This is a genomic window from Stenotrophomonas sp. EMP41, from assembly GCF_047495535.1.
In the GTDB taxonomy this organism is placed as follows: Bacteria; Pseudomonadota; Gammaproteobacteria; order Xanthomonadales; family Xanthomonadaceae; genus Stenotrophomonas; species Stenotrophomonas sepilia.
The window spans coordinates 1,338,865-1,350,905 of sequence record NZ_CP179923.1; the positions used below are offsets into that span (position 1 = coordinate 1,338,865).

The 12,041-nt window shown below is 66.5% G+C and carries 11 protein-coding genes and 1 pseudogene; 6 read left to right on the forward strand and 6 right to left on the reverse strand.

The window, feature by feature from the left end; translation table 11 throughout:
- Positions 1-45: 45 nt before the first annotated feature.
- Entirely contained in the window at positions 46-783 is a 738-nt protein-coding gene (locus ACMGRF_RS06190) for an SDR family oxidoreductase (RefSeq protein ID WP_049414415.1), read from the forward strand.
- Positions 777-2,198 (forward strand): efflux transporter outer membrane subunit, encoded by a 1,422-nt coding sequence (locus ACMGRF_RS06195; RefSeq protein WP_049414414.1) that lies wholly within the window; start codon positions 777-779, stop codon positions 2,196-2,198. The genes ACMGRF_RS06190 and ACMGRF_RS06195 overlap by 7 nt, the downstream gene beginning before the upstream one ends.
- Before the next feature lie 42 nt (positions 2,199-2,240).
- Here the strand turns inward: ACMGRF_RS06195 and ACMGRF_RS06200 are convergent, their stop codons facing one another.
- Positions 2,241-2,618: a VOC family protein gene (locus ACMGRF_RS06200; RefSeq protein ID WP_049414413.1), complete on the reverse strand. Its 378-nt coding sequence runs from the start codon at positions 2,616-2,618 to the stop codon at positions 2,241-2,243.
- Positions 2,619-2,760: 142 nt separating this feature from the next.
- Between ACMGRF_RS06200 and ACMGRF_RS06205 the strand changes: the two genes are divergently transcribed.
- A complete protein-coding gene (locus ACMGRF_RS06205; protein ID WP_049414598.1) occupies positions 2,761-3,024 on the forward strand; it encodes a hypothetical protein in 264 nt (87 codons plus the stop codon).
- A gap of 19 nt (positions 3,025-3,043) precedes the next feature.
- On the opposite strand, the gene ACMGRF_RS06210 is transcribed toward ACMGRF_RS06205, so the two are convergent.
- The gene (locus ACMGRF_RS06210) at positions 3,044-3,901 is read right to left on the reverse strand and encodes an endonuclease/exonuclease/phosphatase family protein (RefSeq protein ID WP_099486961.1); all 858 of its coding nucleotides are present in this window, start codon (positions 3,899-3,901) and stop codon (positions 3,044-3,046) included.
- 373 nt (positions 3,902-4,274) lie between these two features.
- Between ACMGRF_RS06210 and ACMGRF_RS06215 the strand changes: the two genes are divergently transcribed.
- Complete coding sequence (locus ACMGRF_RS06215) at positions 4,275-5,531, forward strand: cytochrome P450 (RefSeq protein ID WP_414485712.1); 1,257 nt, start codon at positions 4,275-4,277, stop codon at positions 5,529-5,531.
- Between the two features lie 19 nt (positions 5,532-5,550).
- On the opposite strand, the gene ACMGRF_RS06220 is transcribed toward ACMGRF_RS06215, so the two are convergent.
- Both ACMGRF_RS06220 and hchA read right to left on the reverse strand, forming a co-directional pair.
- Positions 5,551-6,255, reverse strand: coding sequence for a PA1136 family autoinducer-binding transcriptional regulator (locus tag ACMGRF_RS06220; RefSeq protein WP_099486963.1), 705 nt, complete (start codon positions 6,253-6,255; stop codon positions 5,551-5,553).
- 4 nt (positions 6,256-6,259) lie between these two features.
- Positions 6,260-7,132: a glyoxalase III HchA gene (hchA, locus tag ACMGRF_RS06225; protein WP_099486965.1), complete on the reverse strand. Its 873-nt coding sequence runs from the start codon at positions 7,130-7,132 to the stop codon at positions 6,260-6,262.
- 379 nt (positions 7,133-7,511) lie between these two features.
- Between hchA and ACMGRF_RS06230 the strand changes: the two genes are divergently transcribed.
- Positions 7,512-8,735, forward strand: a complete 1,224-nt coding sequence (locus ACMGRF_RS06230) for a cytochrome P450 (RefSeq protein ID WP_065426567.1) — start codon at positions 7,512-7,514, stop codon at positions 8,733-8,735.
- A gap of 17 nt (positions 8,736-8,752) precedes the next feature.
- Here ACMGRF_RS06230 and ACMGRF_RS06235 read toward each other — a convergent pair whose 3' ends face one another.
- Positions 8,753-10,774, reverse strand: coding sequence for an esterase/lipase family protein (locus tag ACMGRF_RS06235; RefSeq protein ID WP_049414605.1), 2,022 nt, complete (start codon positions 10,772-10,774; stop codon positions 8,753-8,755).
- A 146-nt stretch (positions 10,775-10,920) separates the two neighbouring features.
- Here ACMGRF_RS06235 and ACMGRF_RS06240 point away from each other — a divergent pair, with 146 nt between their 5' ends.
- On the forward strand, positions 10,921-11,382 hold the full coding sequence (locus tag ACMGRF_RS06240) for a methyltransferase family protein (RefSeq protein ID WP_262257733.1): 462 nt from the start codon (positions 10,921-10,923) through the stop codon (positions 11,380-11,382).
- A 14-nt stretch (positions 11,383-11,396) separates the two neighbouring features.
- Here the strand turns inward: ACMGRF_RS06240 and ACMGRF_RS06245 are convergent.
- Positions 11,397-11,899 (reverse strand): annotated as a pseudogene (locus ACMGRF_RS06245) (hypothetical protein).
- Positions 11,900-12,041 lie beyond the last annotated feature (142 nt).

The window sequence follows — 12,041 nt, forward strand, 5'->3', positions numbered from 1 at the left end:
GTCGTTGGCCGGCGGCCACTCTTCCCACAGACAAGGCATGCATCCATGAATACCCATCAGAACAAGATCGCGCTGGTCACTGGCGCTACCCGTGGCATCGGCCTGGAAACCGTGCGCCAGCTGGCAGAGGCCGGCGTGCACACGCTGCTGGCCGGTCGCAAGCGCGAAACGGCGGTGGAGCTGGCCCTGAAGCTGCAGACTGAAGGCCTGCCGGTCGAAGCCCTGCAGCTGGACGTGACCGACGCGGCCAGCATCGCCGAAGCGGTCGAGCAGGTGCGCCAGCGCCATGGCCGCCTCGACATCCTGGTCAACAATGCCGGCATCATGATCGAGAACCCGGCGCAGGCACCGTCGGAGCAGTCGCTGGACACCTGGAAGCGCACCTTCGACACCAACGTCTATGCACTGGTGGCAGTCACCCAGGCCTTCCTGCCGCTGATCAGGCAGGCCAAGTCCGGGCGCATCGTCAACGTGTCGAGCATGCTCGGTTCGCAGACCCTGCATGCAGATCCGACCTCGGGCATCTACGATTTCAAGATCCCGGCCTACAACGCGTCCAAGGCCGCAGTGAACAGCTGGACCCTGAGCCTGGCCTATGAGCTGCGCAACACGCCGATCAAGGTCAACACCGTGCATCCGGGTTACGTGAAGACCGACATGAACGGTGGCAACGGCGAGATCGAAATCAGCGAAGGCGCGCGTTCCAGCGTGGAAATGGCGCTGATCGGTGAAACCGGTGCCAGCGGCAGCTTCACCTACCTGGGCGAGGTGCTGCCATGGTGATCCGCACGTTGGCGATGGCCGTCTCCAGCCTGGTGCTGGCGGGCTGTGTCAGCGTCGGCCCGAACTACAAGGCCCCGGTGCAGGAACCGGTGGTCCTGCAGGGTGCACAGCAGCCGGTGTTCAGTACCGCTTCGCCGGTCGCCAGCTGGTGGGCGCAGTTCGATGATCCGGTGCTGGAACAGCTGGTGCACGGCGCACTGTCGGACAACCTGGACCTTCGCGTGGCCGTGGCCCGCGTCAGCCAGGCCCGCGCGGTGTTCGTGGAAAGCCGCTTCGACCAGGCTCCGCACGTCACCGCTGGCGGCAGCTACGACCGCCGCAAGCAACCCGATCCGCAGCTGGATGGGCAGCGGGTGTTCAGTGAAAGCTACCAGCTCGGCTTCGACGCCGGCTGGGAGCTGGATCTGTTCGGCCGCAAGCGCCGTGCCGCCGAAGCCGCGCGCGCGGACCTAGGTGCCGAGCAGGCCAACCTGGCCGATGCGCAGGTCCTGGTCGCCGCCGAAGTGGCACGCAACTACTTCGAGCTGCGCGGTACGCAGAAGCGCATCGCGGTGGCCCAGCACACGCTGGAAAACCTGCGCGATACGCAGAAGCTGACCGAGGCACGCTGGGAGCTGGGCGCGGGAAGCGAGCTGGATGTGCAGAGCAGCCGCGCCCGCCTGAAGGCGATCGAGGCCGACATCCCGTTGCTGGAAGTGGCCGAGGCGCAGTCGCGCAACCGGCTGGCCGTGCTGCTCGGCCAGCGCCCGGAAGTGCTGACCGACATGCTCGCGCCGCACGACGTGCCGGCCTTCGCCAAGGCGCTGCCGCTGGGCGATACCCGCGAACTGCTGCGCCAGCGCGCCGACGTGCGCGTGGCCGAGCGTCGCCTGGCGGCTGCGACCGCACGCGTGGGCGTGGCCACTGCGGACCTGTTCCCGCGGTTGTCGCTGTCCGGCTTCGTCGGGTTCCTCGGCGGCGATGCCAGTGGCCTGGTCAATGGCAACAACAAGGCCTGGTCGCTGACCCCGTCGCTGAGCTGGGCAGCATTCGACTTCGGTACCGTGCGTGCACGCCTGCGTGCCAGCAAGGCTGAAGCCGAAGGCGTGGCCGCGCAGTACGAGCAGGCCGTGCTGCTGGCCCTGGAAGACACCGAGAACGCGCTGACCCGCTATTCCAAGCAGCAGGCACGATTGGCGATCGTGGTCGAGCAGGCGCAGGCGGCACGGCGTGCCGAATCGCTGGCGCAGATCCGCTATCGCGAGGGCTCGGAGGACTTCCTGACCCTGCTGGATGCGCAGCGCACGCAGCTGGCGGCCGATGATGCGTTGGCGGCGGCCGAGTCCGAGGTCAACGTCAGCGTGGTGGGCGTGTACAAGGCGCTGGGCGGCTGGGGGCAATCACCGCAGCAACCGAGCGTGGCGCAGGTGCAGTGAATCCGGGGGGACGGAGGCCGTGGCTTCCGTCCCTTTGCTCTTTCAGGGCCACTGATTGGCCGGCACCTCACGCTCGCGCATGCGCACGATGCAGAAGCGATGGCCGCTGGGCGCTTCCATCACCCACCAGCGTTTGACGAAGCCGATGCGACGGGCGCCGAGTTTTTCCAGGCGGTCGGCCTCGGCATCGATGTCGTCGCTCTCGATGTCCAGGTGCACCCGTGACGGGTGATCGACCCGCTGGACTTCAACGTCCAGGCCCGCCGGTGCGCCCAGCAGGTCGGCATACTCGGCGCCCCCTTCGGCACGCGCCGCCTGTGCCTGCAGGCCGAGCGCGGCGGCCCAGAAACGGGCGCCTTCGTCGGCGGGAAGGTCCTGGCAGTCGATGATGAATCCAGCCAGCCGGCTCTGGTGTGCCATGTGCTGCTCCGCAGTTCGAGGGGTACGCGGCAGGGTAGCGCGGTGCATTCCGTGTACGTCTTCACCTTCGTGACGTTTCTGACTCTGCCGGATTGCGAGCCCGCCGTGTAACTAGTGGGTCAGGCACTCGGGAGGACAGGCGATGGCGGACGGAAGGCGGGATACTCAACGGATGTTGTTCGGTGATCCGGGTCCACCGGGTGCGGGGCTGTCAGTGGCAGTCGTCGTGCTGCTGGTGTTGGCGACGATGGCCGCAGCGGTCGGTTTCCTGCGCCTGCAGGATTCGATGCTGGGACTGGGCCTGATCGGCGTGGCGGTGTTCCTGGCGATAGGGGCCCGCATCTGCCAGGCGCGCGATCAGCATCAGGCCCTGTATCGCCTGCTGTCGCGGCAGCCGCCGCTGTAGCTGCGGCTGCCGTGCGGGGTCAGTGCTTCGGCCAGTCCAGTTCGACCACCAGCGGGAAATGATCCGATGGCAGCACGCCATCGATGCGGCGGTCATCGGTCAGGAAGCTGCGCGCGTGGAAACCGCGCACCAGCACCCAGTCCAGCTGCGCGGTGGCCTTGCCAGTGAAATCGTGGAAGGTCAGTCGCGGGCCCTGCGGGGTCTTCACCTGGGTACGGGTGTCGTGCAGTACGCGGGTGAATGCCTTGTAGGTGTCGCCGCCGGGTTCGCTGTTGAAGTCACCGGTCAGCACCACCGGCAGGTCGGCCGGCAGCTTGGCCACGCGCCTGCCGATCAGCTCGGCACCCTTCACCCGTCGTGGTTCGTCCTCGTCGCGGTAGGGCAGGTGGGTGTTCATGAAGTAGAAGCGGCGGCCGTCGTCGATGCGGCGGAACAGCGCCCAGGTGACCATGCGTGGATACAGGTTGCCCCAGGTGATGCTGCCGGGCACATCGGGCGTATCAGACAGCCAGAAGTTGCCTGATTGCTCGATCGCCAGCACCTTGCTGTCGTAGAACACGCCCATGTGCTCGTCGCCGCTGCCGCCGCGGCGGCCCTCGCCGAACCAACGGTATCCGGGCAGGTGCTCGGCCAGGTAGTCGGCCTGCTCCTGCACCAGCTCCTGGGTACCGATCACCGCGGGGTGCGCGTCGAGGATGACCTTCACCATCGCATCGCGACGGTCGGGCCAGCGCTTGCCGGGTTCGGTATCGGCCGGGGTGCGCACATTGAACGACATCACCTTCAACGGCGCAGGGGTTGCGGCCCAGGCGCTGGTCAGAGGCAGGACAAGCGCCAACAGCGCAGACAGCGCGGGGCGACGGAAACGCGACAACATCGTGGAATCCCTCCATTCCATGAAAACGGTTTCACGGAGCATCGCACGGATTGCCGGTGGATGGCTGTGCACGCGCTGGCGGCATCTGTCGGGAATGGGCGTATTCAGCCTGGCCTTGACGGCGCATCGACCCGTCAGACCGGGCCTGCGTGCTAGAACGGCCGTTCCGGCCTTTGAACCCGGCATCGCGGCAGCAAACCCACAACGGAACCACAAGGAGCTGTGCCATGACACGATTGATTCGCGCCCTGCAGGTGTCGCTGAACCTGCGTTCGGACAATTCCACCCAGTGCATCCGTTCCAAGTATCGCTACTGGAACATCTTCTGACCGGAAGGACGCCACATATTCGATGACATCGCCAGGGAAGGTCGATGATCTTCCCTGGCATCGGGGGGCAGGGCATGGATGAGCGTGCAGCGGATGCGGAAGTGGTTTCCATCGACGACCTGCTCGATCGCGTGCGCCGCGAAGGGCCGGTCCTGCGCTTCAACAATGATGTTGTCGGCATCTTTGATCCGGCCCTGGCGGTCAGGGTCGACAAGGCCAACACCGACCGGCACACGGTACCGGATTCGCTGATTGACTATCTTGGCCTGCGCCGTGCCCGCGACCCCGTCGCATGGCGTGAGGTGCGTGGACTGCTGAGCGAACAGGCCGGACGCCTGGCCAGCCCCGGGCACATGCGCGATCTCTACGCGCGCATGCACGGCTTCCTCGCCCAGCGTGCTGATCGTGCGCATGACCTCAGCGAACTGAGCTGGTGGACGATCTCGCAGTCACTGTTGCCGCTGCTGATCGATGGCCTCAGCCGCAACGACGTCGACGCCCTCATCGGCGAGCAGAGGACCCGCTACAACGCCATCGTGCTGCAGAACTTCCCGTTCTGGCGGCGGATCATCGACTTCCACCTTTCCCGCCGCGCGGCGCGCACCGTGTCACGGCACATCCGGCGTCGTGCGCAGCAGAGCGCGCCGCGCGAGGACTTCCTGCAATCGCTGCTGCCGCTGGTAGAACGGGTCGGGGTGGACCGGGTTGCCTATCTGGTGTCGATGGTGCTGGCCGGCATGTCGGGCCTGCCCGGTATCACTGCCGCCAGCCTGCTCTACGCGATGCACCGTTTTCCGCACTGGCATGCGCGCATTCGCGAGGAAACCTCGGCGCTGAGCCTGGAGCAGCTGTATGCACTGCCGATCAAGTCCCTGCCGTGCACGTCGCGTTTCGTCAAGGAAACTCTGCGGCTGTGGCCGGGACTGTTCGCCCTGCATCGTCCCGCCTCGCACGATATCGACATCGAGGGTGTCTGCATCCGCAAGGGTGGGGCATACGAGCTGTCGTCCTACTTCCAGCATCATTCGCCGGAGTACTGGCAGAACCCGGACAGCCTCGATCCGGATCGCTGGTTGCCCGAGCGCCGCCAGGCCAACAGGGGCGCCTATGTCCCGTTCGGATTCTCATCGCGTGCCTGCATCGGCAGCGCGGTCGGCCATGCCCAGCTGCTGCTGTTCTGCGCGCTGGTGACCCGCGATTTCGAGTTATCGGTGCAGGAGGTGCCAGCACCCTGGATGCAGCTGGAGGGCTTTGCCATCCCGGTCGACTTCATCGGTACGTTGACGCCGCGGCGCGCATGACGGTGGCCACATGCGTGGCTCAGTCGTCAATCTCGCCTCGGCGGCCGGCCGCGCGCACCGCCTGCGCGGTGGTGGCCACGCCCAGCCGTTGCCGCGCTCGACGCAGGTGGTTCTCCACCGTGCGCGCAGACAGCCCCAGTGTGGCCGCGATGTCCGCCTGGCGCCGCCCGGCCGCGACCCAGCGCAGCACTTCACGTTCGCGCGCGCTCAAGGTGCCCGCAGGAGCCTCCGCCGGCGCTTCGGCCAGACGCCGCGCCGCACGGAAGGCGGAGGTGCCGACCATGTCCAGCAGCACGCGCGCGCTGGCGGACGCATCAATCGAGGTGCCGCCGAAGCTGACCGCGCCTTCCAGACCGGTCGGGCCGAACACTGGAACCTGCAGCCCATGCAGGCCATCGCCGCGCGGCTGCTTCACCACCACATAGCGTTCGCCGCGCACGCCCTGGCGCTTGCTCCAGAAGAACGGCGCAGTGCTGTCCAGTACATGGCGGTTGACCGGGCAGGCGTGCAGGTAGCGGGCGAGCCCGGTGGCGCTGCCGTCGTCGAACCAGTCACCTTCGATCCAGTACACGCGCTGTGCGCCGCGTTCCAGGCCGGTTGCGGTAGCGAACAGCAGCAGGCGGTCGTAGCCCAGTGGCGAGGCGGCGCGGCGCAGCACGCCGCCCACCGCGGCCAGTGACCGCGCCTGTTCCAGTTCCAGCAACGCGGGCACCAGCGTGGGCACAGGCTCAGCGCCCGGCCAACGCGTCGAGCAGCGTACGCGCGGCCAGCTTGCCCAGCGCGTTGCCAGCCAGCGGACTGTCGCCGGTCAGCAGCAGCCGATCCTGCAGCACGCTGCCATCGATGCCCTCATTGACGATCTGCACGCCCTGCTGCGCCAGCCGCTCACCGAAGAACCAGCGCAGCTGCCCCGGCATGTAGCCGATCTCCGGTGTCTGCCGGTCCATTGCGTCGGGGAAGGCACAGATGCGGTAGCCACGGAACAGCGAGTCACCCTCGGCTTCGTCGACGCCCGCCGCCAGCAGCGCCGCCGGGCCATGGCAGAGGGTGATGATGTGGCGCTGCCCGGCCATGGCCCATTGCAGCGCGGCCTTCACCGCCGCGCTCTCCGGCAGGCCGATCAACGCGCCGTGCCCACCGGGAATGAAGATGGCGGCATAGTCTGAATCGGCTCCCAGGCCGGCCACCACCTCATCCAGCTGCAACGGCTGGCGGAAGCGCGCCTCATAGCGTTCGTACAGGGCGCCGATCTCGCGGTCCTCGTGCGGGAAGGCCCACCATTCGAACTTGACGGCGTTGCCGGACAGCGTCGCCACGTCGATGTCGAAGCCGGCCTTGTCCAGGTGGTACATCGGCAGCAGGGTTTCCACCGGATGGTTGCCGGTGGAGAACAGGTGGCCATTGGCGGTCGGCAGATAGCGCTCGTCGGCGGCGATCATCAGCACCTTCCAGCGGCCATCGCGGCGTGCATCCGGATAGTCGGCGCCGGACAGGTCGCTCTTGGGCGAGGTGAACTGCGACAGCGAATACGGCGACGGGAAGAAGGCATCGCGCTCGGCCGGATCGGGGCTGGGCTGGCGGCTGGGCTCTTGCGTGTTCATGCAGACCTCCGTTGGGGGAAAGTGAGCCCAGCATAGGAGGCTGCGTGCGCAGGCGCGATGAGGGATTCCCCTCAATCGGACGCAACCCGGATGCTGCAGCGCGCCACCCGGCCGGTTGGACAGCGGGATTATGTCGTGTTATCTAGCCGGTGCCGGGATAATCCCGGCATAACCACACAGCAAGCAAAGGAATGAAAATGAAAAGATTCGCCCGAGCATTGCGCGTCACTCTGAATATTCATCCGAACGAAAAGAGCAGCGTGTGGGATACGTGGCCTCTGTGGGTCGAATTCTGATCCTGCGGGCCAAACCCGCGATTGAGCGGTAGCAAGACGAAGGGACTCGTCTTTCGAGTCCCTTCCTGCCGGAGACGCACTGCATGCAAGGGATGTCGAATGAAGGCAGCGCCATTGCTGCCGAGCGCCTGGCTGCGCGCGTGGAGCGCGAGGGGCCGGTGCTGAAACTGGAAACCGGCGGTATCGGGGTTTTCTGCCCGGAACTGGCCGGCAAGGTCGACAAGGAGAATTCCGAGCACCTGTTCGTGGTCGAGTCGCTGGCCGACCTGTTCCGCCGACACGAACGCGTGCGCTGGACCGAAGTGCGCAGCCTGATTGCCACGCGCAGTGCTGACCTCACCAGTGCACAGACTCTGGAGGCGTTGCAGTCGCGCATGCGGCAGGCATTGGACGCACTGTGCGGGCGCGAGCTGGATGCCACGCCAGCCGTGTGGAAGGTGATGGCGCATCCGCTGGTGCCACTGGTGATCGACGGGCTCGATGCCCGCGGCACCGCAGCCATCGAACGCGCCCTGCATCTGCGCTACACCACCCAGGTCGAGCAGGTCATCCATCGCCGCCACCTGCTGCGCAATTTCCTCATCGGCCGTGGCGAATCACGGGCGATCGCCGCCGAACTCAAGCGCCGGGTCCGCAGCGGGCGTTCGGCGCTGGACTACGCGCAGTCATTGCTGAGCCTGCGAGAGCGCATCGGCCTGGACAAGGTCATCTACCTGGTCACCGTGCAGCTGATCGCCATTTCCGGCGTGCCCGGCATGATGGCTGCCTGCCTGCTGTTGGCGATGCAGATGCATCCACACTGGCGCCAGCGCATCGAGGAGGAATTCGCGCCGCTCTCGGATGCGGAGATCCATGCGCTGCCGATGGCCAGGATTCCCTGCACGATGCGCTTCCTGAAGGAAGTGATGCGGCTGTACTCCACGCCCTTCAACAACCGTCGGGTGGCCGCCTGCGATCTGCAGGTGGAAGGGCAGGCCATCGCCGAAGGCACAGTGTTCGAGTTGAGTTCGTTCATCCAGCATCGCTCGGCGAAGTACTGGGATGACCCGCTGCAGTTCGATCCCGATCGCTGGCTGCCCGAACGGCGCAAGCGTACCGCCGGCATCTATGTGCCCTATGGCTTCCCCACGCGTTCCTGCGTGGGATCGGCGGTCGGCAACGCACAGCTGGTATTGCTGTGCGCGCTGCTGGCACGCGAGTTCCGCTTCACCCCCAGCGCCGACTATCGGCCCGAGGTGCGCATGGAGGGCTTTGCGATTCCGGCGGCGCTGCATGGCACGTTCTCGCGGCGTACGGCCGGTGCCTGATCTGTCGGGACGGCGGCCTACTTTCCCGTTCGCCCGTGTTCCTGCATGTCCTCATGCAGGATCCGCCGCAGCTCGACGATGGCCGGCGTAGCTTCCTGCACGCTGTGTCCGGACACGATCACCTTCTCCGAATCCGCGTGCGGCAGGTGCGAACTCCAGTAGGGCACCAGCCCGTCGTCGGTCTTTTCCAGCGGCCCATCGGCCTTGGCGCGGGCGATGATCGAGTGGTAGTGCACCTTCGGCGACATCGGCAGGTCGGCCACCGCGCGCACGAAGGGATCGTCCTTGTCCAGGTTCTGGATGCTGTTCATCTGGTAGCCGTGCTTGCCGTCATTGCGGTCGATCTGGCCGTCGTTGGCGATGGTGGCGACGTCTTCCAGCACGGTCAGTGGCAACCGCACCAGCCGGCCGATCCAACGGCCGAGACGGGTGCCCGCCACGTCGGTACCGCGATGCGGCGTGGCGATGAACACCACGCGGGACACTTCCGGTTCCGGCAGGAAGGTCAGCACCGGTGCGCCTTTGGTGCGCAGCAGTTCGCGCTGGGCGGGCGTCATCTGCGCGGTGGCCAGCAGGGTGTCGACCAGGTGGTCGCCGGAGGAGGAGATCATCAACCGTGCGATCACCCCGCCCATGCTGTGCCCCACCAGCACCATGTCATGCGAGGCCTGCGCCTTGCCGCTGGGGTCGAAGTGCTTGAACACTTCAGCCAGCGTGTGGCGCATCGCATCGTGGCTCATCGCGATGGGCATGTTGGTCGGGTAATAGAACTGCCAGACCTGGAACTCCTGGCGGATCTCGTCGTCGCGCAGCAGTTCGTTGGCCACGTTGACCCAGGCTTCCGGACTGCTGGCCAGGCCATGGATCATCAGCAGCACGCGGCGGTTCGGGTCGTAGGGCTGCATCATGTACAGATGCGGCGTGTCGATGCCGCCCTTGCCACCGAACAGCGTGCGCAACGACTGTCGGCTGAAGTTGGAGCGGGCCAGCCACAGCGCATAGCCGGCAGTGAAGTTGGCCGCCAGTGGCACCTGCTGGCCGTGCAGGGTCACTTCCGCAACCTGGTAGGGATCGTGGATCTCCAGCTCCGGCTCGTCATCGTGCAGCACCTCCCACAGGTTTTTTCCCGAGAAGCGCAGCAGCACCGTCATCGATGGCGAGGGCATCTCGCTCCAGCTCTGCGTGGCGGGACGGCTTGCCTGCGTTGCCTGCGCCGCTGCCGGAGGCGTGGTGGCCGTGCTGCCGGCCGGGTCATCCATCACTGCCACCAGTTCGGCACCGAAGCCATCGCGGCGATGCACGCTTCGCAGCGTACCGGTGAACGACAGCGAGGCGGCGGGCACCAGCTCGCTGGGGGTACGCTGGTCCAGCGCCGATGCTTCGTCTGAAGGGGCCAGCACGAAGGTCCAGCGGCCCAGCTGGAAATGGCTGGCCTGGCCGTGCACGCGCCCGGTGGCATAGGCGTTGTAAAGCTGCACCGAGGCTTCCTGCACAGCCAGGTTGTAGTAATCGCGCACCTGGGTCTGGCGGTCTTCGAAGCCGCGCTGGTTCGCCGTGCGCTCGGTGAAGAACAGATAGGCATAGGCCTGGCGCGCGACCTGCATCCACGCATCGAGGCGTGGCTGGAAGTCGGCATCCAGCTCGGTGATTGCGGTCTTGGCGCGGCCGGATGCCGAGTACTCGCGTTTTGGCGCCGGCAGGGTCATCGCATACTGCAGCCACAGCTCGGCCAGGCTGGAGCGCTTGTCTTCCTCACGCACCACGATGCTGCTTTCCATCGCCTCGATGCAGGGCAGGCCGGGCTTGGCACAGACGCCCTCGTCGAGCCCGGCCACGCGCAGGGTCTCGATGGTCGCCGCGCTGAGCTTGCCGGAGGTCAGGATGTCACCGCGCTTGAGCGCGATGTACTGGCCGGGCGTGACCGAGGCAACCTGCACCGACGGCCCGAACTGGCGCAGCGTCGCGCAGCCGCCCAGGGCGAGCAGCACGGTGATGATGAGGGTCGTGCGGCCGATCAAGCCCAAGCCCGTGGTAGCCATGCGATCCTCCTTCGCGGTGGCGCCACTCTAGCGGCCGGCCTGTCAAAGCGGAATAGACCGGACGGGCGGTTTGGGCCAGGCCGCCTTGGGCGATTCAGCCATTCCCGTGTGACACTGCGGCGAATGGAAAGGACACGGTGATCGCGATGGCCTGGCTGGAAACCCGCATTCCCCCGCCAGTGGTAATGCTGCTGTTCGCCGCTGCGGGGTTTGCAGCACGCTGGCTGTGGCCGGGTTTCCACCTTCGGGTGCCGGTGCCGGTTCTGCTCGCAGGGGTGACGGTGACGCTGGGTGTCGGGCTCAACCTCCTGCCCAAGGTCTCTTTCCGGCGCGCCGGTACCACGGTCAATCCTCTGCGACCTTCGGCGTCGAGCGCGCTGGTTACCAGCGGAATCTACCGCCGCACCCGAAACCCGATGTATCTCGGCCAGGCGCTGGTCCTGTTTGGTGCCATGGTGTACCTGCAGAACCCGATCGCGCTGCTGGTGGTGCCGCTGTTCCTGGCGTACATCACTTGGCTGCAGATCCTGCCGGAGGAGCGGGCACTGATGGTCCGCTTTCCCGAGGCGTATGCGCAGTACCGTCATCGCGTGCCACGCTGGCTGTAGCGTCGGCTACGCCATCAGCGGCTGATCTGGCACTTCACCGCCGCCGAATAGCCCTCGTAGTCGTCACCCGCGATCACGTGCAGGGTGTGGCGCTTGTCGATGCGCCTAACGTACGAAGGTTCCTCGGTATTGGCATGCTCGTTGACCTCGGTCACCGACCAGGCCCTGGCCAGGCGCTTGGCGTCGACACCGTTCAAGTACACGAAGAGGCTCTTCTCGCCCTCGGCCACGTTTACATCGGCACTGCTGACCGTGCCGCCAAACAGCGCGACCGGCCTGTCCTCCGGCTCGAAGGTGCCGCCCGGCTGCTTGGCCAGGCCGGCCGCCTGCAGGACATCGATGGCGTCGGCCGCACTGAAATCCGAGCCTGCCTTGCAAGCCAGCAGCGCCTCCAACGTGGCGGTGCCGGGCGGCGCGATGGCCGGGCTGCGGCGTGCGTGGCTGGGGCGGCGGCGAGCGTGGCTGGGACTGCGACGAGGGCAGTGAGGAGCAGGGACATCGCGAGGGGCGCTTTCATGGCAGATCCTTCTGGCGGTCGCGGATGGAGGGACTGTTGTGTTGGCGGTGTCATCCCGATTATGCGACACACGTCCCTGCGCGACGGGCAGGCACAAAAAAGCCGGAACCCCAGTTGACGGGAGATCCGGCTTCTTGCGGCC